General features: G+C 47.1%; 17 protein-coding genes. All 17 read left to right on the top strand.

The window, feature by feature from the left end; genetic code table 11:
• Window positions 1-23 precede the first annotated feature (23 nt).
• The 17 genes from NQ502_RS02390 (at window position 24) to NQ502_RS02310 (ending at window position 21,998) form a co-directional block, all read left to right on the top strand.
• The gene (locus NQ502_RS02390; RefSeq protein ID WP_028530255.1) at window positions 24-503 is read left to right on the top strand and encodes an acyl-CoA thioesterase; all 480 of its coding nucleotides are present in this window, start codon (window positions 24-26) and stop codon (window positions 501-503) included.
• Between the two features lie 5 nt (window positions 504-508).
• On the top strand, window positions 509-1,378 hold the full coding sequence (locus NQ502_RS02385) for a patatin-like phospholipase family protein (RefSeq protein ID WP_028530254.1): 870 nt from the start codon (window positions 509-511) through the stop codon (window positions 1,376-1,378).
• Window positions 1,375-2,253, top strand: a complete 879-nt coding sequence (locus NQ502_RS02380) for a hypothetical protein (protein WP_028530253.1) — start codon at window positions 1,375-1,377, stop codon at window positions 2,251-2,253. Before NQ502_RS02385 ends, NQ502_RS02380 begins: the two co-directional genes overlap by 4 nt.
• Entirely contained in the window at window positions 2,243-2,602 is a 360-nt protein-coding gene (locus NQ502_RS02375; RefSeq protein ID WP_028530252.1) for a hypothetical protein, read from the top strand. The genes NQ502_RS02380 and NQ502_RS02375 overlap by 11 nt, the downstream gene beginning before the upstream one ends.
• A 145-nt stretch (window positions 2,603-2,747) precedes the next feature.
• Window positions 2,748-3,764, top strand: coding sequence for an inositol 2-dehydrogenase (gene iolG, locus NQ502_RS02370; protein WP_028530251.1), 1,017 nt, complete (start codon window positions 2,748-2,750; stop codon window positions 3,762-3,764).
• A 459-nt stretch (window positions 3,765-4,223) separates the two neighbouring features.
• Complete coding sequence (gene ltrA / locus NQ502_RS02365) at window positions 4,224-5,642, top strand: group II intron reverse transcriptase/maturase (RefSeq protein WP_260046563.1); 1,419 nt, start codon at window positions 4,224-4,226, stop codon at window positions 5,640-5,642.
• A gap of 205 nt (window positions 5,643-5,847) precedes the next feature.
• Complete coding sequence (locus tag NQ502_RS02360) at window positions 5,848-6,993, top strand: Gfo/Idh/MocA family protein (protein WP_049898069.1); 1,146 nt, start codon at window positions 5,848-5,850, stop codon at window positions 6,991-6,993.
• A 130-nt stretch (window positions 6,994-7,123) separates the two neighbouring features.
• Window positions 7,124-8,287, top strand: coding sequence for an FprA family A-type flavoprotein (locus NQ502_RS02355; RefSeq protein ID WP_028528032.1), 1,164 nt, complete (start codon window positions 7,124-7,126; stop codon window positions 8,285-8,287).
• Between the two features lie 57 nt (window positions 8,288-8,344).
• Window positions 8,345-11,611, top strand: coding sequence for a response regulator (locus NQ502_RS02350; protein WP_028528033.1), 3,267 nt, complete (start codon window positions 8,345-8,347; stop codon window positions 11,609-11,611).
• Window positions 11,612-11,708: 97 nt separating this feature from the next.
• Window positions 11,709-13,259, top strand: a complete 1,551-nt coding sequence (locus NQ502_RS02345) for an amino acid adenylation domain-containing protein (protein ID WP_044983099.1) — start codon at window positions 11,709-11,711, stop codon at window positions 13,257-13,259.
• A complete protein-coding gene (locus NQ502_RS02340; RefSeq protein ID WP_028528035.1) occupies window positions 13,256-14,464 on the top strand; it encodes an alanine racemase in 1,209 nt (402 codons plus the stop codon). The genes NQ502_RS02345 and NQ502_RS02340 overlap by 4 nt, the downstream gene beginning before the upstream one ends.
• Complete coding sequence (locus tag NQ502_RS02335) at window positions 14,449-14,679, top strand: acyl carrier protein (protein WP_028528036.1); 231 nt, start codon at window positions 14,449-14,451, stop codon at window positions 14,677-14,679. Before NQ502_RS02340 ends, NQ502_RS02335 begins: the two co-directional genes overlap by 16 nt.
• An 11-nt stretch (window positions 14,680-14,690) precedes the next feature.
• The gene (locus NQ502_RS02330; RefSeq protein WP_028528037.1) at window positions 14,691-16,229 is read left to right on the top strand and encodes an MBOAT family O-acyltransferase; all 1,539 of its coding nucleotides are present in this window, start codon (window positions 14,691-14,693) and stop codon (window positions 16,227-16,229) included.
• A complete protein-coding gene (locus NQ502_RS02325; RefSeq protein ID WP_028528038.1) occupies window positions 16,216-17,178 on the top strand; it encodes a hypothetical protein in 963 nt (320 codons plus the stop codon). The genes NQ502_RS02330 and NQ502_RS02325 overlap by 14 nt, the downstream gene beginning before the upstream one ends.
• Window positions 17,179-17,348: 170 nt before the next feature.
• Window positions 17,349-18,695, top strand: a complete 1,347-nt coding sequence (locus tag NQ502_RS02320) for a butyryl-CoA:acetate CoA-transferase (RefSeq protein WP_028528039.1) — start codon at window positions 17,349-17,351, stop codon at window positions 18,693-18,695.
• Window positions 18,696-18,809: 114 nt separating this feature from the next.
• Window positions 18,810-20,369: an acyl CoA:acetate/3-ketoacid CoA transferase gene (locus tag NQ502_RS02315; protein ID WP_028528040.1), complete on the top strand. Its 1,560-nt coding sequence runs from the start codon at window positions 18,810-18,812 to the stop codon at window positions 20,367-20,369.
• Between the two features lie 186 nt (window positions 20,370-20,555).
• On the top strand, window positions 20,556-21,998 hold the full coding sequence (locus tag NQ502_RS02310) for a L,D-transpeptidase family protein (RefSeq protein WP_044983100.1): 1,443 nt from the start codon (window positions 20,556-20,558) through the stop codon (window positions 21,996-21,998).
• Window position 21,999: the final 1 nt, after the last annotated feature.

Below are 21,999 nucleotides of genomic sequence, written 5' to 3'. Positions count from 1 at the left end.
TACTCATAAGGAGCAGATAAAAAGTGGAAAGAGAGACAAGAAAACGAGTATCCGATTCCAGGATAGAGGTCATTTATCAGGTAAGGCCGGAGCATCTCAACGGAGCCGGAAGACTCTTCGGCGGCAGGCTGATGGAATGGATTGATGAGATTGCCGGACTGGTGGCAATACGCCATTCACAGTCTAATGTTATCACAGCCTCTGTAGATAATCTGAAATTTCTCCGGGGCGCATTCCAGGGAGATCTGGTTGTACTGATAGGCAGGATGAGCTATGTCGGCAGCACCTCCATGGAAATACGTGTCGATACGTATGTGGAGAGTCTGGATGGAATCAGGCGCCTGATCAATATTGCTCATCTGGTTCAGGTGGCTGTGGATGAAAACGGCCGTCCCAGAAAAGTTCCGGGTCTCATTGTCGATACGGAGTCGGAAAAAGCGGAGTGGGACGCCGCAGTGAAGAGAAAAGAGATGCGCAGGCTGAGAAAAGAGGAAGGGTTTTGAATGACATGAAATTGGGATTGATTCTGGAAGGAGGGGCAAGCCGCACCTGTTTCTCAAACGGTGTGATGGATGTCCTGATGGATGAGAAGATTCGGGCAGATTATATTATAGGAGCCTCGGCGGGAATCGCGAACGGTGCCTCCTATGCTTCCTGGCAGAGAGGCAGAGCCCATGAGATCAGCAGAGAATATATGGTGGACCCGCGCTACATGGGGGCGCGTTATCTTTTTCAGAAAAACAATAAGAGTTTTTATAACATCAAATTTGTCTTTGATGAAGTGCCCAATCATCTGGTACCGTATGATTATGCTGCGCTTAAGGCTTATCCCGGCGAACTGGTGGCCTGTGTGACGAGGCTGAAAACTGGGCAGGCAGAATATCTTAAAGTTACGGCAGAGGATACCAGGTGGAAAGTGCTGCAGGCCAGCTGTGCACTGCCGATACTGTTCCAGCCGGTAAAGATTGACGGCAAATACTATATGGACGGAGGGATCGCGGACTCCATTCCGATCGAGCAGGCAATCCGCTCGGGGTGTAATAAGAATATTGTAGTGCTGACAAGAGAGCGTTCTTACCTGAAAGAGGAGAGCAGAACCACGCGTCTGGCCGCCAGAATTTACAGGAAATATCCGCAGTTTGCGGAAGCGCTCCTGACAAGGGCAAAGCGGTATAATGCAAACAGACGGAGAGTATTTGAACTGGAGAAAGAAGGTAAGGCTTTTGTGATTGAACCGCAGGATATCGGAGGATTTAAACGGACTGAGTCCAGTCCTGATAAGCTGGAGGCGCTTTATCAGCAGGGGATCGACTGTGCGGAAGCCAGGATGGAACAGCTGCGCGCATATCTCGAGGCACCGCTGGGAGGGACAGTATGAGAAAGTACTTTCAGCTTCTGAGCACGGCCATGAAAATGGAGGTGAAAGAACACAGGAGTTCTTTCATCGTGTATGCCATTCTCCGTATTCTGGTCGTGCTCAGTATGATCCGGCAGTTTTTTAACGGCAATTATGAAAACGTATTTCTGTGCCTGCTGACATTGCTGCTCCTGATCGTTCCGAGCTTTATTCAGGTGAAATTCAGGATCGAACTGCCGACCGCACTGGAGATTATTATTCTGCTGTTTATCTTTGCAGCAGAAATACTGGGAGAAATACAGGAGTTCTATATCATCATACCTTTCTGGGACACTCTGCTACATACTCTGAACGGCTTTCTGGCTGCAGCCATTGGATTTTCACTGGTTGTTCTGTTAAATGACAATCAGAAACTGGTGTTTACCATGTCGCCGGTATTCATTGCAATCGTTGCGTTCTGCTTTTCCATGACGATCGGAGTGATCTGGGAATTTTTTGAATGTGCAATGGATCTTTTTTTTCACCTGGATATGCAGAAAGATACGGTGCTGCACACGATCAGCAGCGTGATGCTGGATCCCGCGGGAGGGAATAAACCATATGTGATCAGGGGGATTCAGAACACTGTGGTCAACGGACAGGATCTTGGAATTGGCGGCTACCTGGATATCGGTCTTTTGGATACCATGAAAGATCTGTTCGTCAACTTTATCGGTGCCGCAGTTTTTTCACTGCTCGGTTTTTTCTATGTAAAAAACAGGGGAACAGACAGCATTCTGAAGAAGTTTATACCGAGTAAAAAGACCAGGGAGCAGGACTATCTGGAAGCAGCAAGGGAAGATTACGAAAAACAGGAAGAAGAAAAGGAAAACAGGAGACAGGAACATGATCGATAAAATTATCAATGTGGCAATTGCCGTTGTCTGTCTGATCGCGGCAGGGCAATGCGGAAAATATTCAGCGTCAGCATTTATGGGAAAAGGCAAAATACCGCTGAACGTATATTCACTCGTGAAAAACGGGCAGAAAAGAGACCTTTCAAAGATGAGCGATGAGGAGAGAAAGCGCTCTTACCGGACCGCCGCGTACGTTTTTCTGGGCTTTACACTGGCTCTGATGCTGCTGTTTGTCGGATTTATCATGGAAATGTTTCAGAAAAGCGGGGAGATGCTGTTTCTGGCGGCCATCGTTATTGAAGTGATCGAGGTAATTCTCATCTTTGTGCTGATCCGGAAGCAGCAATAAAAGTGTGCCCGGGCAACTAGTAAAAATGCCTGAAGTTTCCAGAAAACGGAAAAACATGAGATTTTCATTTTGTTATGATTGACTGTGAAAGCAAATTAGACTATAATATAATTTGTAAAATATCACTTGAAAGGAAGTATATAAGATGGCAAAAAAAGTTAGAATCGGTATGTTAGGTGCCGGAAGAATCGGTAAACTTCATGCTACAAATCTGGTAAACGCTGTACCGGACGCTGAAGTTGTTATGATTGCAGATCCATTCATGAATGAAGCAACAGAAGAGTGGGCAAAAGGACTTGGTATCACAAATGTCACAAAAGATTCCGAAGCTGTATTTGCAAATCCAGATGTTGACGCAGTATTTATCTGTTCATCAACAGACACACATGCTGAATTTATTGTAAAGGCCGCAGAGGCAGGAAAGCATATTTTCTGTGAGAAACCAATTGCAACAGATATCAAAGTGATTGAAGATGCGCTTGCAGCAGTAGATAAAGCCGGTGTTAAACTTCAGGTTGGATTCGTTCGCCGTTTCGACCACAACCACAAAAAAGTCAGAGATACCGTTGCATCCGGAATGCTGGGCGCTCCAAGTATCGTTAAAGTTACATCACGTGACCCGGAAGCTCCGCCAATGGCATATGTGAAAGTATCCGGTGGTATCTTCATGGATATGATGATTCATGACTTTGATATGGTTCGTTACCTGTCTGGAAGCGAAGTTACAGAAGTAAGTGCTTACGGTACAGTCATGATTGACGAAGAGTTCAAGAAATATGATGATGTTGATACAGCAATCGTTATGCTGAAATTTGAAAATGGTGCGATCGGTGTTATCGATAACAGCCGTGAAGCTCCATACGGATATGATCAGAGAACAGAAGTTCACTGTGCAAAGGGTTGTGTACAGGTAGCTAACGACCTGAACGATACTTCCATGATCAGCACAGCTGACGGTGTTGTCTGCGAAAAACCGACCTGGTTCTTCCTTGAAAGATATAACAATGCATTCATCGCAGAGACAAACGCATTTGTTGACGCTGTCATGAATGACAAAGAAGTTCCGGTAGGCGGAATCGATGGCTTAATGCCGGTTAAGATTGCGAAAGCAGCTAAAATCTCTCTGGATGAAGGCCGTCCGGTAAAAATTTCCGAGATCTAATTAGCCTATACATATTATTAAAAGACTGTGTACAAGTTTGTGCACAGTCTTTTTGAATGTGCGCCTAGCGGCGCACGTTTCTAATGGGTGAAAGTCCCGAATCCGCCCTAGTAGTGGGAAGGATATAGCTGAACACCAAGGGTGTCCATCGTGAGGTGGAATCTGAAGGAAGGTGTAGGCAAATCTCCGGTCTGACGAACAGAAATCACATCAGGCTACAGTTAAGGATAAGGTTGCCTTACAAACTAAAGTCCAATAACTACTCGGAATTAACTGTGGTAAATGTGGCAGATGGATGGAGAGAAAGAAACGTGTGGTACCTAGGGAGGTCTCGTCAGCAGACGAAAACAGAGTATGAAGTCTGTAGTAACAACGAATGGCGAGAAGTCAGCAGAGGTCATAGTACTACTATGGTTGCAAACATAGTGGGAAGGACTGAACTTTAGGAGATGTGAGTAAATGAATGTAACCAATGATGGATTTAAGGACAGACAACTTCATATAGAGGACTATCTGCAAAGGGTATCTGCGGAACAGAAAGAGTATGCAGAAGTGTCCGCCCATCAGAGGATTGCTGAAAACAACAACAACATCACAGATTTTCAGACGGACAATCTAATGGAACAGATTTTACACAGGGATAACCTAAACAAGGCTTATAAGAAAGTAAAATCAAACAAAGGGGCAGGCGGTGTTGACGGAATGAGCGTGGATGAACTTCTAGGCTTTCTAAGAGATAACCAAGAGCAACTAACCCAACAGATAAAGGATGGGAAATATAAGCCCAACCCAGTCCGTAGGGTAGAAATACCCAAAGAAACAAAAGGCGAGTTCAGAAAACTGGGAGTGCCTACAGTGGTAGATAGAGTGTTTCAACAGGCAATCACACAGGTGCTATCGCCGATTTATGAGAAACAGTTTTCGAAGAACAGTTTTGGGTTTCGTCCAAACAGAGGTGCACACGATGCACTGAAACAATGCCAGACAAATGTCAATGATGGATATGTATACGTGGTAGATATGGATTTAGAGAAGTTCTTTGACACAGTATGTCAGAGCAAACTAATTGAAGTACTATCACGAACCATCAAGGATGGACATGTAATATCGCTCATTCACAAATATCTCAATGCTGGAGTTATTAGTGGAGGGATATTTGAAAAGACAGAGGTCGGTATGCCACAAGGGGGACCATTAAGCCCGATCCTAAGTAATATAATGCTGAATGAACTGGATAAGGAACTAACAAGCAGAGGACATAGATTTGTCCGATACGCAGATGACTGTATGATTTTTTGTAAAAGCAGAAAAAGTGCAGAAAGAACCTTAGACAATATAGTGCCATATATCGAGGGAAAACTATTCCTTAAAGTAAATCGCACCAAAACTGGCGTGGCACACATCAGTAGAGTCAAGTACCTTGGCTATAGTTTCTATAGATACAAGGGAAAATGCAGATTTCGAGTACATTCTAAATCAGTAACGAAGATGAAGAATAAAATCAGAGAACTTACTGACAGAAGCAATGGATGGGGAAATGAATATCGAGCATTAAAATTGACACAGTTTATTAGAGGATGGGTAAACTACTTTGGAATGGCTGATATGAAAAGTCTATTACAGAGTAATGATGAGTGGTTACGCCATAGAATAAGGGCAATCTATTGGAAACAGTGGAAGAAAGTCAAAACAAAGTTTAAAGAACTCAAAAAGTTAGGAGTAGAAAAGGAAAAGGCATGGATATGTGCCAACATGCGAAATAGAAATTGGTATTGTAGTGGATATTTCGTGCTTCAGACTGCTTTTAACAATAAGAAACTCTGTGAATTAGGTTATCCAACATTCACAGAGTTCTATTTGAAAATATGTGAAAACTAAAGAACCGCCGTATACTGAACGGTATGTACGGTGGTGTGGGAGGTCGGTAGATAAAATAATTATCTACCTCCTACCCGATTTCTGAACTGTTATTTCGAATTATTGCACAGTTTTGCCGGCATACGGCAAATAGATTGACACATTCTTCCGATTATACTAAAATTATATTTGGGTGGGCAATACATAAAAACAGGAGGTTATTGCAATGAAACTGAAGTTTGGAATGGTAGGCGGCGGAAACGGTGCATTTATTGGCAATGTGCACAGACACGGTGCTGTCATGGATGATCTGGCAGTGCTCACGGCAGGATGTTTTACAAGAAATATGGAAAAGAATCTGGAGACTGCCCGTACCTGGGGCGTTTCAGATGAAAGCCGTGTTTATGCAGACTACCGTGAGATGGCTGAAAGAGAGAGTTCTCTGGAAGATGGAATTGATTTTGTATCCATCACGACACCGAATGATACGCACTATGAGATCGCAAAATGCTTTATGGAGCACGGAATTCATATTATGTGTGACAAACCGCTGGCGCTGACAGCAGCTGAGGGTGAGGAACTGGCTGCACTCGCAGAAAAAAAAGGATTGCTGTTCGGTGTGACCTATACATATATCGGTTATGCGATGGTCCGGCAGGCCAGAGATCTGATTGATGCCGGTGAGATTGGCAATATTCTGACGGTTGTCAGCGAGTATCCGCAGGAGTGGCTGCTGGTACAGATGGTCAGTGACCGATCGGATCAGGCTACGTGGCGGATGGATCCGGCGAGAAGCGGTCCTTCGGGCTGCTGTGCGGACATCGGAACACATGTGGAATGTCTGGTCTCAAAGATGACGGGGCTGGAGATAGACAGTGTGCTGGCAAGATTTGAACGTCTGCCGAAATCCCAGGAACTTCCGCTGGAAAATAATGTGCAGGTGCTGGTCAACTATAAAGGCGGAGTTTCCGGCATGATCTGGACTTCACAGGTTGCAGTCGGACATGAGACTGACCTTACGATCCGCATATTCGGCGATAAAGGAGCAATTGAGTGGGAACATAAGAACCCGGCTGTACTGAAGGTAACTCGCATCAATGAGCCGCCGCAGCTGTATACGGCAACGCGTGATTACGTTTCAGAGGCATGCCGTGATCTTTCCAGGCTGCCTTCAGGGCATCCGGAAGGATTTTTTGAGGCATTCGGGAATATCTACCGCGGATTCTGCTCACACCTGCTGAAACTGAAGGAGGGATTTGATCCAGGAAGCTATCGCTATCCGACAGTGGAGGATGGAGTGCGCGGAATTAAATTTGTCGATGCGTGCATAAAGAGTAACAGGGAAGGAAATGTCTGGACAAGTGTAGACTGATCATATACGGGCGAAGCGTACCATTGCTTCGCCTGTTTTGTCGGATATTACTGGATTTTAATTGTCAATTATGTTAAAATAGTTTTGGTTTAAAAATGATCGTAACATATAAGGAAAAGGAGATGCAGTTATGAAAGACATTACGATTACAGATTCCATCAGGTATATCGGAGCCGATGACAGGACACTGGATTTATTCGAGAGCCAGTATCACATACCAAACGGAGTTTCTTATAATTCATATGTGATTCTGGACGAAAAAACGGCTGTTATGGACACGGTGGATGCCAGAGCGACGCAGGAATGGCTGACTAATCTGGAACGCGAACTTGCTGGCCGCGATGCAGATTATCTGATCATTTCTCATCTGGAACCGGATCACGCGGCTAACATACAGGTACTTGCTGAAAAATACCCGAACATGAAGCTGGTCGGCAATGCCAAAACATTTAAGATGATGCCGCAGTTTTTTACGCTGGATCTGACCGGCCGGACAGTTGAGGTTAAAGAAGGCGATTCCCTGAGTCTTGGAAAACACGAGCTTCATTTCGTAATGGCGCCGATGGTACACTGGCCGGAGGTTATGGTGGAATATGAGTCAACGGAGAAGATCCTGTTCTCTGCGGACGGCTTTGGAAAATTTGGCGCGCTTGATGCCGAAGAAGACTGGACATGTGAGGCAAGGAGATACTTTATCAACATTGTCGGAAAATACGGGGCACAGGTACAGGCCCTTCTGAAAAAAGCGGCAGGACTCGATATCTCCATGATCTGCCCGCTTCATGGACCAATTTTAAAAGAAAACCTGGGTTATTACATAGAAAAGTATGATATCTGGAGCAGTTACAGACCAGAGGATGAAGGCGTGTTGGTTGCCTATGCGTCCATTCACGGAAATACGGCAAAGGCTGCGAAGAAGATGGCGGACATACTTGAAGCAAAGGGTGCTAAGAAAGTAGTTCTGACAGATCTGTCCCGTGATGACATGGCAGAAGCCGTAGAGGACGCGTTCCGCTATAACAGCCTCGTGCTGGCATGCGCTACTTATGACGGCGGTCTCTTCCCGTGCATGGAGGATTTCCTGGCGCATCTCAGGGCTAAAAATTATCAGAAACGTACCGTCGGGCTTATGGAGAATGGATCGTGGGCTCCGATGGCCGCAAAACATATGAAAGAAATGCTGGGTCAGATGAAAGAACTGAACATTTGTGATCAGACTGTGACAATTCGTTCCACTATGAATGACAATAATATCACAGAAATGGAATCTCTTGCAAAACAGTTGCTCGACTGACAGAGATAGAGGCGGGAAACCGCCTCTTTTTGAATCTGAAGGGAAAAGGATTTGAAAATGGAAATAGATGAAAAAAAAGAAGTGCAGGAACTGGCGGATACTGTTTTAAGAAAGTATTTTTGTGAGAGTGATGTCAGTTTTATGATTTCCCGTTTTACTGACGACATCATCTGGCTCGGAGGGGGAAAGGAGATGTCTGCGCAGGGAAAAGATGCTGTTGCATCCGTGTTCCTGGCAGGAGTCAATGATCTCATCCCCTGCCGCATGTGGGATGAAACGTATGTGGTTGCACAGCAGGCGCCGGGGTGCTGGCTGTGCGAGGGACAGAGCTGGGTAGAGTCAGTCGATCCCACACTCATGTTTCGTGAATTTCAGAGAGTGACTTTCATATTCCGCAGGGAGGGGAAGGAGCTTAAGATTGCACATATACACCATTCGGCAGCGTATTCACCGCTCCAGGATGATGAATTGTTTCCGGTAAAAGAGTCGAGTCATCGGTATGAACAGCTGCAAAAACTGGTATCAGAGCAGGAGCGTCAGATAGAACTGATGATGGGACAGCTGCCGGGAGGCCTGCAGATATGTTTCCATGACGAGGATTTCACTACAAAGTGGATCAGCGACGGACTGTGTCAGATGCTGGGATTTAAGTCTCAGGGGGATTATATGCAGGAGGCAGGCTGCTGCAGAGCTTTTATTGTTGAAGAAGATTATGACAGAATGTACCGGCAGGTGCAGCAAAGTCTGGAACGGGGAGATTCCTACAGCGTGGAATACCGTATCCGGTGTGGTGATGGCAGAGTCCGATGGGTACTTGATGCCGGAAAGCTGTATAAAGACGGCGGCCGGGAGCCGGTGATCTGCTGCCTGGTCACAGATATCACCAGGCGGGTGAGGCGTGAGAATCAGCTGAGAGAGACACACGAAGAATTAAAACGGCAGGCTTCGTTTCTTCAGCATCTCTACGATACACTTCCATGCGGTATCATCCAGTTTTCAACGGAAAAGCCGTACCACATTATCAATGCCAATCGGGCAGCATGGGAATTGTATGGATATACGGAAGACGAGTACTGGCTGGAAGCGAGAGATCCCTTTCGGACCGTACTCCCGGAGGACCTTGAATGGGTGTATGCATCCGTGGAGCAGCTCGCAGCCAAGGGAGGCCTGATCGGTTATGAGCGGGAGGCCGTAAAGAAGGACGGGACGCATTGTTTTATAGGTGTCGGGATGGAGCGCGTCATCAACGAAAAAGGGACATCTGTGATTCAGGCGGTATACAGTGATATTTCAGAAGCCTGGAAGTTTCGGAAAGAGCGGGAACAGGAACGTCTGCTGGAAAACCGGTTTCTGAGGACTGCGATTCATACGGCATACCAGCGCATCAGCCAGGTGAATCTGACGAAGGGGACTTTTGAATATTTTGTGAATCAGGACTTTGTCATTTCAGACGCTGAAAGTGATGATTATGACGAAGAGCACACACGTCTTACACAGCTGGTTCATGCATCCCAGAGAACAGAATTTCAGGAGGTATTTGAAAGAGAGGCGCTGCTGAAACGTATAGGGGATGGCGGACAGGAAACTTTTCGTGAGATTCAGTTGATGGGCAGCGACGGACAGTATCACTGGATATCAGTTCACGTGATTCATGTGGAGAACCCTTACAATGAGGAGGTTCTTGAGGTAACACTGTTTAAGGTTTTGGATGAACAGAGAGCGGAAAAGATACGGCAGGAGCAGCTTCTTCGGGAAGCACTCGCTTCGGCGGAAGCAGCTAATCGAGCAAAATCCGATTTTCTTTCCAGAATGAGTCATGATATCAGGACACCGATGAATGCGATCATTGGTATGAGTACGCTGGGCAAGCTGAAGATTGACCAAAAAGAGAGTGTTCAAAACTGTTTTCATAAAATTGATATGTCCACACGATATCTGCTCTCACTCATCAATGACGTACTGGATATGTCTAAGATTGAAAACGGGAAAATGCTTTTGAGCAGAGAGATATTTCGCCTGGATGAGCTGATCGAGCAGATCACTGCCATTATCTACCCTCAGGCACTGGAGCAGAAGATTGATTATGAATGCTATCACTGGGAGACGATCGAACGGTGTTACATCTCGGATGAACTGCGCGTGAAACAGATCTTGATGAACCTGTTGTCGAATGCGCTGAAGTTCACGAAGGAGGGAGGAAAAGTATCGCTGATGCTCAGGGAAAAGAGCCGTTCCAATGGTTTTGCATTTGTGGAGTTTACCGTCGAAGACAATGGAATCGGCATGTCGGAAGAGTTTCAGCAGAGGATCTGCAGGCCGTTTGAACAGGAGAATCCGGGAGTCGCCAGAAACAGGGCGGGAAGCGGGCTGGGACTGTCTATCGTCTGCAATCTGGTTCAGCTGATGGGCGGGACGATTGATATCGAGAGTGAAAAACACAAGGGGAGCAGGTTCACTGTTGTTCTTCCCATGGGACTTACGGAGATAGATGAGGATGCAGAGGAGGAGCGAAGGTCAAGGGAGCTGCTGAACGGACTGAGTGTTCTGGTTGTCGATGACGATGCCATTGTCGGAGAACAGACCGCTGTCATTATGAAAAATATCGGGGCACGCTCTGTCTGGGCAGACTCGGGAATAAAGGCCATCCATGAGGTGGAAAAGGCGATTGATCAGAAGAAGATGTTTGATGTTGCCTTGATCGACTGGAAAATGCCGGGGATGGATGGGATTGAGACGACGAGAAAAATACGCGCGCTTGTCGGAGAGGATACGATGATCATCATTATCACGGCATACGACTGGAGCAGCATTGAACAGGAGGCCAGAGAGGCCGGTGCCAACTATTTTATTTCCAAACCGGTCTTCCAGTCTACTATCTGCGATACTTTCCGAAGGCTCAGACTCAGTACGGCTGAGAAGCATGCAGGACAGCAAAAAGAGAGAAGAAAGGAATGCAGGCTGCTGCTCGTGGAAGACAATGAACTGAATATGGAGATCGCGCAGTCGCTGCTGGAACTCTATGGGTTTGCAGTTGATACTGCTGAAAACGGAAAATATGCAGTGGAAATGTTTGAACAGGCGGAGGCAGGCACCTATGCTGCGATTCTGATGGATATCAGGATGCCGGTCATGGACGGCCTTCAGGCGGCGAGGCAGATTCGGCAGACAGTACAGAAGGGCGGCGACAGGATTCCCATTATAGCCATGTCTGCGAATGCGTTTGAGGAGGACAAAAGGGCCGCGGCTAAAGTCGGATTTGATGATTATCTTGTAAAGCCGATTGATATTAACCAGATTATGGAAGTTTTGGGTCGGATTATTTAATAAAATCTTAATCCTTTTATAAGAGAGAGTTCCTTGTATCGTGACATTCCTGTGGTATACTGGATGAGTAAATTAATGAACAAGGAGTTCTTATCGAATGGAACAATATTATATTCAAACATCGTCTCACAGAAGAAATGTGCTGCAGTATCTTGAACAGTCTGCAAAAAGGGAGCCGGATAAGACGGCGGTCGAGGACGAGCAGGATTCACTGACTTACCTCCAGCTGCTGAAACAGAGTCAGCAGATTGGAACAGCGCTGGCAGCACGTAGTGATGAGCACCGACAGCCGATCGCTGTTTTTATGGAAAAATCGGCAGCGGTGCTCACTGTGTTTTTTGGAATTGTATACAGCGGGAACTTCTATGTGATGCTGGACAGCAGGCAGCCGGCGGCTCGGATCCGCCAGATTCTGGATACACTGGGACAGCCTGTTGTGATCACGGACCAGAAGCATGGAAAAGCGCTGGAAAAAATCGTGCAGGATGAGCAGATTCTGTATCTGGAAGAATTGTCGGACGCTGAGGCGAAGGCTGAAGTCCTTGAGAGGGTGCGCGGTCAGAGTACAGATCTGGATCCGTTGTACTGTATTTTCACCTCCGGCTCCACAGGAGTCCCCAAAGGAGTGCTGGTGGGACACCGATCTGTTCTTGACTTTATCGATGAGTTTACAGAGACGTTTGGATTTTCAGAGGATGACGTATTCGGATGTCAGGCGCCCTTTGACTTCGATGTTTCGGTGAAGGATATCTACACGGCGATGAAGACAGGGGCGACGCTGGAACTGATCCCGAAACAGTATTTTTCTTTTCCGACGAAGCTTTTGGATTTCCTGGAAGAGAGGCAGGTCACGACGCTGATCTGGGCGGTTTCTGCACTCTGCATCATCACAACGCTGAAAGGTTTCGATTATAAAATACCGAAAAAAGTAAACAAAGTGCTTTTCAGCGGGGAAGTGATGCCGGTGGGTCATCTGACCCAGTGGCAGAAGGCACTGCCGGATGCAAGGTATGTCAATCTGTACGGGCCGACAGAGATCACCTGCAATTGTACGTATTACAAAGTAGAGCGCGAGTTTAAACCTGGCGAGCATCTGCCGATCGGCCGGCCGTTTGCCAATGAGACGGTCATGCTGCTGGACAATAACGACCAGATGGTAACGGAAGCTTTTAAAAAGGGAGAACTCTGCGTGGCGGGAACGGCGCTCGCCCTCGGATACTACGGGAATCCGGAGCAGACGGCGAAGGCATTCGTGAGAAATCCACTGAATACGGCGTACCCCCAGGTGATCTACCGGACAGGGGACCTGGCGTTTTATAACGCGGATGGCGATCTCTGCTTTGCGTCCAGAAAGGATTTTCAGATCAAGCATATGGGACATCGGATCGAACTCGGAGAAATCGAGACAGCGATGGAAAAGTGTGAAGGAGTTGGGAGAGCGTGTGTCATCTATCTGGAAGACAGCAGCAAAATCGGGGCGTGTTATCTGGGCGGCATTGAAGTGAGAGCACTGGTGAAGGAGCTCAGACAGCAGCTTCCGGCATTTATGATTCCCAATCTGTTTGAAAAAGTGGAGGAGATGCCGCTGACCAAAAATGGGAAGATCGACCGGGCTGAACTCCGGAAGAGACTGGAGGTGCTGGTATGACTCATCAGATGATGATTCAAAAGATTGCAGAAGAATGCGGGACTCCGTTTTATCTCTTTGACCTGGATCAGGTCAGGGCGCAGATCCGGGAGGTAAAAGAAATACTGGGAGAGCGTGTCCGAATCTGTTACGCAATGAAAGCAAATCCATTCCTTGTCCGTGCGGTGCATTCCAGTGCAGACGGGTTTGAAGTGTGCTCCCCCGGAGAGCTGCGTATCTGCGAGCGGCTGAGGATTCCCGTGAAAAAGATAGTGCTGTCAGGGGTCTATAAGGAAAAAAAAGACCTTGAAGCCGTGATGGCCAGATGGAACGGGAGTAATACGTTTACGGCAGAATCCTTGCGACAGCTGCAGATGATCGAAGAGTGTGCAGCGAACATGGGATTGTTTGTGAGTGTGCTGCTGCGTGTGACCAGCGGAAACCAGTTCGGTATGGATGAGGCGCTGATAAGTGAGATCGTTGAAACGCGGAATCGATATCCTCATGTCAGGATCGAAGGACTTCAGTTTTACTCCGGTACACAGAAGCACAGGCTTGACAGGATTGAAAAAGAGCTCAGGTATCTGGATGAACTGCTGGCGGATCTGGAGGAACAGTACGGCTATCACGCAGAACATCTGGAGTATGGTCCGGGCCTTTTTATCCCATACTTTCAGAAGGACGGACAGCCGGACCAGAAAGAAATGCTTGCTAAGTTTGCCGGAATTTTGCATAGCCTGGCCTTTGATGGGCAGATTACCCTTGAGATGGGCAGATATCTGGCAGCGTCATGCGGCGAATATGTGACGGCTATTGTAGATATGAAACAGAACAGGGGACAGAATTACTGTATCGTCGATGGGGGCATTCATCATTTAAATTATTATGGACAGTCAATGGCGATGAAAATACCGTTCTTTGAACATCTGAGAGGACAAAAGGATGGTCAGGAGCAGCTTTATAATATCTGCGGATCACTCTGCACAGTGGGTGATGTGCTGGTGAAACAGCTTCCGCTTACGGGAGCCGGTCTGGGAGACTTGCTGGTGTTTCAGCGCACGGGAGCATATTCCGTGACGGAGGGCATTCATCTGTTTTTAAGCAGAGATCTGCCGAAAGTGTTTTTTTGTTCGGAGCAGTATGGAGTAAGACTTGTGCGGGGCGATGACCCGACGGATGTGATCAATTCAGAAAGAGAAGGAGAAGCAGTATGGAAAAAATATTAGAAATTTTAGAGGAAATACAGCCGGGAGAAGACTATGAAAATTGTACCACTCTGATCGATGACGGGATACTGGAATCTTTTGCGATTCTTTCCATCGTCAGTGAACTGGAGGATGAGTTTGATATTTCGGTGACGCCGGCTGACATTATACCGGAAAATTTTAATTCTGCTCAGGCGCTCTTAAATATGGTAGTAAGATTACAGAAAGAAAGTTAGAGGTTCCTGCGATGTCACTCATCTCACTGCAGTTTTTAGTTTTTACTGCAATAGCAGTTACAGGATATTATCTGATTCCGAAGAAATATCAGTGGCAGTGGCTGCTGGGGTTCAGTTATGTCTACTATTTGTCCGCAGGAGTGAAACTTGTAGCCTTTCTGCTGTTTTCAACAGCAACCACGTACCTTGCGTCAGGAAGAATGAAAGCCCTGGAACAGGGAGAAGCAGATAAAAAGAAGGCTCGGAGCCGGAAACGCGGCGTACTCGTCCTTACTCTGGTTTTAAACTTTGGCATGCTGGCAGTTCTGAAATATACAAACTTTGCGATCAGCAATATCAATGCAGTCTTTCACACAGACTTTCAGCTTATGAATCTGCTTTTGCCGCTTGGGATTTCCTTTTATACGTTTCAGTCAATGGGATATCTGCTGGACGTGTACTGGGGAAAATGTGAGCCGGAGAAAAATCCGTTTAAATTTGCACTTTTCGTATCCTTTTTTCCGCAGATCCTGCAGGGTCCGATCAGCAGGTTCTCCGCACTGTCAAAAGAATTATTTACGGAGCATGCTTTCGACATACAGCGGACGCAGGAGGCGGTTCTTCGAATTCTCTGGGGATTTTTTAAAAAAATGGTCATTGCTGACAATGCTGCGATGTTTGTGGATGTGATATTTGGAAATTCTCAGACGTACAGCGGCATGGCAATTCTTGGTGTACTCGGGTATACCGTACAGCTTTACGGAGATTTTTCCGGGGGAATGGATGTTGTGATCGGTATTGCGTCACTGTTTGGAATCCGGCTGGAAGAAAACTTCAAGCGCCCCTTTTTTGCCGTATCAATCACCGATTTTTGGCATCGCTGGCATATTACACTCGGTACCTGGATGAAGGATTATATTTTTTACCCGGTTTCACTTTCCAAATGGATGGGACGTTTTACGAAGCGGGCAAAAAAAATATTCGGAAAAAGCATTGGCAGAACGCTGCCCATCTGTCTGGCGAATATCATCGTCTTTCTGGTTGTCGGCATCTGGCACGGCGCTGCCTGGAAATTCATTGCATATGGGCTGTATAACGGTCTGATCATCGCGTTCAGCGGACTGATGGCGGGAAATTACAGAAAATGGAAGAAAGCATGCGGAATCCGGGATGACTCACGGTGGTTCCATATCTTTCAGGTACTGCGTACCTTTCTGCTGGTCAACATCAGCTGGTTTTTTGACAGGGGAAGTGATCTCGGACAGGCATTTGAGATGATGAAAAATGCGGTGACGAGATTCGACCTGTCTCCGCTGCTTCGGCCGGGTTTTCTGGCGCTTGCGGACGGTAATCCGAGTGCGTGCCTGATTTTTCTCGGGATCGTAGCAGCCGGCTGTGCGCTGCTGTTTATTGTCAGCTGCCGCCAGGAACACGGGACAAATGTTGCGGCAGCTGTGCTTCAGAGTCCATGCGTTGTGCGTTTTGGTATCATTATGGTACTGATTCTGTCACTTCCGCTGCTGGGTGCAGATCCATCGATGGCAGGAGGTTTTATCTATGCACAATTTTAAAAGAGTTCTGTTTCCGGTTATCGTTCTGATCGTCTGTACAGCAGTAAACAGTGTGCTGAATTATCTCCTGATTCCAAACAATTACGTGCGCATCGACATACACAATATTACAACAAACGAGTATGATGATGTCTTCCTGGGAACTTCCCATGGGTTTGCAGGGATTGACCCGGAGACCGTCGATGCGGCGACCGGAAGGAAAAGCATTAATCTGTGCCGCGGCGGGGAATATACGCGGGACTCTTACTATATGCTGAAACTGATGTGTGAACATCATGTTCCGAAACGCGTCATCTATGAATTTGACCCCAGTTACTGGACCGTAAAAGATACGCAGCAGGCGGATTTCACACTGATCTACAGAGAAATGCCGCTGTCGAAGACGAAGGCGGAATACCTGTTTGCAAAGGCGATGGAAGCGGACTTCCGGTTTACACTGTTTCCCTGGTTTGCGTATCGTAAACAGGTGCTGAATATACGCGGTGTCGTGGAAGGGAAGCAGACAAAAGACTATCAAACATACGGGGTACAGGCATTTGATACTGCGGGACAGGCGTTCCAGCCGAACGGCTTTATGTATCGGAAACGTACCGGTGAAGTAAAAAAGCAGCTGGACTATGAACCGTGGTCACTGACACATATGGAGAAAAATTCACTGAAATACTTTGTCAGGCTGGCGAAATTCTGCAAAGCCAGGGGAATTGAGTTTGTTGCGATAACGACTCCGATACCGGATGTCACATACAGAGATTACCAGTCCCTGTATGACAACGCATATCAGTATTTTGATCAGCTGACGGACCAGTTTGATGTGACATATTACAACTTCAATGAACCGGAAGTCACAAAAGAAACGTGGACGCTGGACAAATTTGCTGATTATGAGGGCCATATGTATGGTGACAGTGCGAAAGTGTTCAGCAGGGAACTGGCGGACGTATTAAAATAAACGCAGGCAAAGCGCATAAGAGATGCTGCTCTTTGCCTGCGTTTTTGCCTGCCGTTTTGAAAAACCGGGTTGCGGGAAAAAGTGATTCTATGGTATACTGGCAACGTAAGAAAACGGCGGTTTTCCGCACTTTTTATAAGATTATGAGGAATATGTGATTGGAGGCTATCATGAACATACAAAAACAGTATGAATTGAAATTAACGACGGCGGAGGAAGCGGTCAAAGTGGTTAAATCCGGTGACTGGGTAGATTACGCATGGTGTACAGCAACTCCCGTTGCGCTGGACGCAGCGCTGGCGAAACGGGCGGGTGAACTCACTGATGTCAAGGTGAGAGGCGGTATCCTGCTTCAGGTTCCGGAAATATTTAAAGTAGAAAACGTAAAAGAGCATTTTTCCTGGAATTCCTGGCATATGACCGGAATTGAGAGAAAGGCAATCGCACAGGGATTTGCTTATTATGGACCGATCCGCTATTCGGAACTTCCGCGTTATTATTATGATATGGACTGTAAGCCGGATGTGGCAATGATTCAGGTTGCACCTATGGACGTCCATGGCTTTTTTAACTTCGGACCGAGTGCATCGCATCTGAAGGCTATCTGTGAGACGTCAAAGGTCGTGATCGTCGAAGTAAATGAGAACATGCCGGTTGCCTACGGCGATGAGACAAGCAGCGTTCACATTACGGATGTGGATATGATCGTACACGGAGAGAATCCGCTCGTACCGGAACTCGGCGGAAGTCAGGCTCCGATGACGGATGTCGATAAAAAAGTTGCAGAGTATATCCTGGAAGAAATTTCTGACGGATCATGCCTCCAGCTTGGAATCGGCGGGATGCCGAACGCAGTCGGCAAGCTGATCGCCGAATCTGATCTGAAGGATCTCGGTGTTCATACTGAAATGTATGTGGATGCCTATGTTGAGATGGCAAAAGCCGGAAAGATAAACGGAAGAAAGAAAAATATACATACCGGAAAACAGGTCTATGCATTTGCTGCGGGAAGCAGGGAGCTGTATGATTATATTGACAACAATCCGGAGATGTACAGCGCCTCCGTTGGATATGTCAATGATGTGCGGACAGTTTCAGCACTGGATAATTTTATGTCCATCAACAACGCGGTTAATATCGACCTGTTCGGCCAGGTCAACGCGGAATCCGCCGGTGTCAAACACATCAGCGGGGCAGGCGGACAGCTGGATTTCGTACTGGGTGCGTACCTGTCAAAAGGCGGAAAGAGCTTTATCTGCTGTTCCTCCACGTTTACTGACAGAAACGGACAGCCGCAGTCCAGGATACTTCCGGTACTGGACTCAGGCTCGATCGTAACGGATACCAGGACAAACACACATTTCCTGGTGACAGAGTATGGAAAAGTGAACCTGAAAGGCCTTTCTACATGGCAGAGATGTGAAGCCATGATATCCATCGCTCATCCGGACTTCCGCGACCAGCTGATTAAAGATGCAGAAAAGATGAATATCTGGAAGGCCAGCAATAAACGGTAGGAATTGCGATAGTTATCATATTTGCACAATTATTCGTTTACAAATTGCAGCAGATACGATAAAATATTAACATAGTGAAATGTTTAAAAATTCCTATAAGAGGAGGATGCAACAATGAAAAAGGTAAGTATTATCACGGCGGAAGAAGCTGCGCTCAAGGTTCAGGACGGCGACACGATCGCTACCGGCGGTTTTGTAAGCTGTGCATGTCCGGAGGCACTTTCCACGGCTCTTGAGAAACGTTTTCTGGAGACGGGACATCCCAGGGATCTGACACTGTTTTTTGCTGCCGGGCAGGGACATCGTGATGGGACAGGAGGAGACCATTACGGACATGAAGGCATGGTGAAGCGTGTGATCGGCGGTCACTGGGACCGCGCACCAAAACTGGGCGAACTTGCCCTGAATAATAAGATCGAGGCGTACAACCTGCCGCAGGGTGTTATTTCCCACATGTACCGCGATATCGCGGCACATAATATCGGTACCATCACACACGTTGGGCTGTATACGTTTGCCGACCCGCGTAATGAAGGCGGTAAGCTGAACGACTGCACAAAAGAAGATCTTGTAAAGCTCGTCAATATTGATGGTGAGGAGCGCCTTCTTTATAAAGGATTTCCGATCAATGTAGTATTTCTTCGCGGTTCTTACTGTGACGAGTTCGGAAACTGTACAGTACATAGAGAAATCGGACCGCTCGATGTGACGGCGATGGCTCAGGCATGTAAAAACTCCGGCGGTAAAGTGATCGTTCAGGTTGAAAAGATCGTTCAAGGAGGTTCCCTGGATCCTAAACTGGTAGCTATCCCGGGTATCTATGTGGATTCTGTCGTGATCGGTACAGACGAGGAAAATATGCAGTGTCTCGGCATGCCGTATGACGGAGCTCTGACCGGCGAATTCCGTATTCCGGTTGATGCGATCCCTCCGATTCCGATGGATGCGAAAAAAATTATCGCCCGCCGTGCAGCGATGGAGCTTCCGAAGGATGCCATTGTGAATCTGGGAACAGGCGCACCGGAAAAAATTGCGAATGTTGCAGCAGAGGAAGGCATTTCCAACAGCATGACGCTGACAGTGGAGGCAGGTTCTATCGCGGGAGTTCCGTATGGCGGGACACAGTTCGGTGCTGCAGCAAACTCCATGTCCATACTGCCGCATAACGTACAGTTTGACTTCTATCAGGGAGGCGGACTTGATATCGCGTTCCTTGGACTGGCTGAGACAGCTCCGAACGGGGACCTGAATGTATCTAAATTCGGAACACGTCTGGCAGGTGCAGGCGGATTTATCGATATCACACAGAATGCGAAGAGTGTTGTGTACTGCGGTACGATGACAGCCAAAGGCCTGAAGACAGAGTGTAAAGACGGCAAGCTGGTGATCACTCAGGAAGGTGCAAAGAAGAAATTTGTGAAGCAGGTAGAGCAAATCACGTTCTCAGGCGACTATGCAAACAAAGTAAAACAGCCGGTTCTGTATATCACAGAGCGCTGCGTTTTCGAACTTCGCCCGGAAGGTGTTACCCTGATCGAGATTGCGCCGGGCATCGACCTTCAGACACAGATTCTGGATCAGATGGAATTCAAACCACAGATCGCAGATGACCTGAAGCTGATGGATGAGAGAATTTTCCGCGAGGAACTGATGGGTCTCGCAAATGAACAGTAAAGCATGAGATTGAGGAAGAGCACTGATAAAGTGCTCTTCTTTTTGCATGGTTCGACATAATTTTTCTATTAACTTTATAAAAGAATTGTTAAGTGTGTGAAAAGTATTTACCCGATAGCACGTTGGTGCTATACTGAGACACGGGAATGATAAATAGAATCAGAGCAAAGAGGGTTAGGAAAAGTTATGAAAAAATTATTGAATACGAAAAAGAAGGTTGCACTGGCTATTCTGCTCGTTGCCGCAGTGCTGCTCGGAATTTACTTTGGACTCAGCCTGTTTTTCCGGTCACATTTCATGTTTGGGACAACCATTAACCGACTGGGCTGTTCCGGCAGGAGTGTAGAACGGGTGAAAGAGGAGCTTCAGGATCATATCATGGAATATGAACTGACACTGAAGGAACGGGATGATCAGACCGAGGTGATAAGCGCCGGACAGCTGGGATTGAAATATGTGGATGATAACGGCGTGGAGCAGCTTCTTGAGGAGCAGAATCCATTTTCGTGGATAGCGGCGCTGTTCAGGGGAAATGATTACCAGGTTTCCGCAAATACACAGTACGATAAAAGTACTGTTGATGAGATTCTGAATGGTCTGACATGCTTTCAGGAGAATCATGTGACGGCACCTGCAGACGCTGTGATAGAGGAGACGGATGACGGTTTTGTGATCACACCTGAGGTACAGGGGAATACCCTGAAAAGGGACCAGGTAAAGCAGGCGGTCATCGACGCGGTCGATGCCGGCAGGACGGAGTTGGATCTGGAAGAGTTGGATCTTTATGAAAAACCATCTGTTTTGAGCACGGATGAGGGGCTGAATGCAGAACTTCAGCAGTTGAATACGATTACCACAGCGCAGATTACATACGATTTTGTAGACCGTCAGTTTACGGTTGACCGGTCGGTGATCAGGGAATGGCTTGTCAAAGATGAAAACGGGGATTATGTACTGGATCAGGATCAGGCGGCGGCCTGGGTGAAGCATATGGCGTATGAGACCGATACGTTCGGTCTGGAACATACCTTTCAGACATCTCTTGGTCCAACGATCACACTTGCTGCAGGAGGAGATTACGGCTGGGTGATCAACAAGGATGAGACAACGCAGCAGCTGATTGACAATATCAATGCGGGAACACAGGGAAATCTGGAACCGGTATATGTTTACACGGCAATGGACCGGTCGTCGAATGATATCGGCGGTACGTATGTGGAAGTGTGCATCCAGGAGCAGAAGATGTGGTGTTATAAAGACGGACAGCTTGTGGTGGAAACACCGGTGGTGACGGGCAACAGTGCAACCGGCCACGACACACCGTCGGGCAGTGTGTGGGCGATCGATGCCAAGAAAAAGGATGCACATTTCAAACAGTTCAACGTAGATGTGACGTTCTGGCTTCCGTTTAACGGAGGTGTCGGCATTCACGACGCCAGCTGGCGTTCTTCTTCTGAGTATGTGCCTTCCACGTTTCGGTCGAACGGTTCCCACGGCTGTGTAAATACTCCGTATGACGCGGCTGAGCAGATATTCAATACGGTGGACATCGGGTATCCGGTCATCGTATATTACAGCACCGATCAGGTCGTCGGACCTCAGCCGACACAGGAAAATACGATCGGGTAAT

The organism is Ruminococcus gauvreauii (assembly GCF_025151995.1).
In the GTDB taxonomy this organism is placed as follows: domain Bacteria; phylum Bacillota; class Clostridia; order Lachnospirales; family Lachnospiraceae; genus Ruminococcus_G; species Ruminococcus_G gauvreauii.
Note: the sequence above shows the minus strand (reverse complement) of the source record. Positions and strands in the feature narration are given on the sequence as shown.

What these genes read in the sequence shown, in the direction of transcription:
- NQ502_RS02385 (WP_028530254.1), top strand. Translation starts at nt 509, where the DNA reads ATGAAATTGGGATTGATTCTGGAAGGAGGGGCAAGCCGCACCTGTTTC.
- NQ502_RS02380 (WP_028530253.1), top strand. Translation starts at nt 1,375, where the DNA reads ATGAGAAAGTACTTTCAGCTTCTGAGCACGGCCATGAAAATGGAGGTG.
- NQ502_RS02375 (WP_028530252.1), top strand. Translation starts at nt 2,243, where the DNA reads ATGATCGATAAAATTATCAATGTGGCAATTGCCGTTGTCTGTCTGATC.
- iolG (WP_028530251.1), top strand. Translation starts at nt 2,748, where the DNA reads ATGGCAAAAAAAGTTAGAATCGGTATGTTAGGTGCCGGAAGAATCGGT.
- ltrA (WP_260046563.1), top strand. Translation starts at nt 4,224, where the DNA reads ATGAATGTAACCAATGATGGATTTAAGGACAGACAACTTCATATAGAG.
- NQ502_RS02360 (WP_049898069.1), top strand. Translation starts at nt 5,848, where the DNA reads ATGAAACTGAAGTTTGGAATGGTAGGCGGCGGAAACGGTGCATTTATT.
- NQ502_RS02355 (WP_028528032.1), top strand. Translation starts at nt 7,124, where the DNA reads ATGAAAGACATTACGATTACAGATTCCATCAGGTATATCGGAGCCGAT.
- NQ502_RS02350 (WP_028528033.1), top strand. Translation starts at nt 8,345, where the DNA reads ATGGAAATAGATGAAAAAAAAGAAGTGCAGGAACTGGCGGATACTGTT.
- NQ502_RS02345 (WP_044983099.1), top strand. Translation starts at nt 11,709, where the DNA reads ATGGAACAATATTATATTCAAACATCGTCTCACAGAAGAAATGTGCTG.
- NQ502_RS02340 (WP_028528035.1), top strand. Translation starts at nt 13,256, where the DNA reads ATGACTCATCAGATGATGATTCAAAAGATTGCAGAAGAATGCGGGACT.
- NQ502_RS02335 (WP_028528036.1), top strand. Translation starts at nt 14,449, where the DNA reads ATGGAAAAAATATTAGAAATTTTAGAGGAAATACAGCCGGGAGAAGAC.
- NQ502_RS02330 (WP_028528037.1), top strand. Translation starts at nt 14,691, where the DNA reads ATGTCACTCATCTCACTGCAGTTTTTAGTTTTTACTGCAATAGCAGTT.
- NQ502_RS02325 (WP_028528038.1), top strand. Translation starts at nt 16,216, where the DNA reads ATGCACAATTTTAAAAGAGTTCTGTTTCCGGTTATCGTTCTGATCGTC.
- NQ502_RS02320 (WP_028528039.1), top strand. Translation starts at nt 17,349, where the DNA reads ATGAACATACAAAAACAGTATGAATTGAAATTAACGACGGCGGAGGAA.
- NQ502_RS02315 (WP_028528040.1), top strand. Translation starts at nt 18,810, where the DNA reads ATGAAAAAGGTAAGTATTATCACGGCGGAAGAAGCTGCGCTCAAGGTT.
- NQ502_RS02310 (WP_044983100.1), top strand. Translation starts at nt 20,556, where the DNA reads ATGAAAAAATTATTGAATACGAAAAAGAAGGTTGCACTGGCTATTCTG.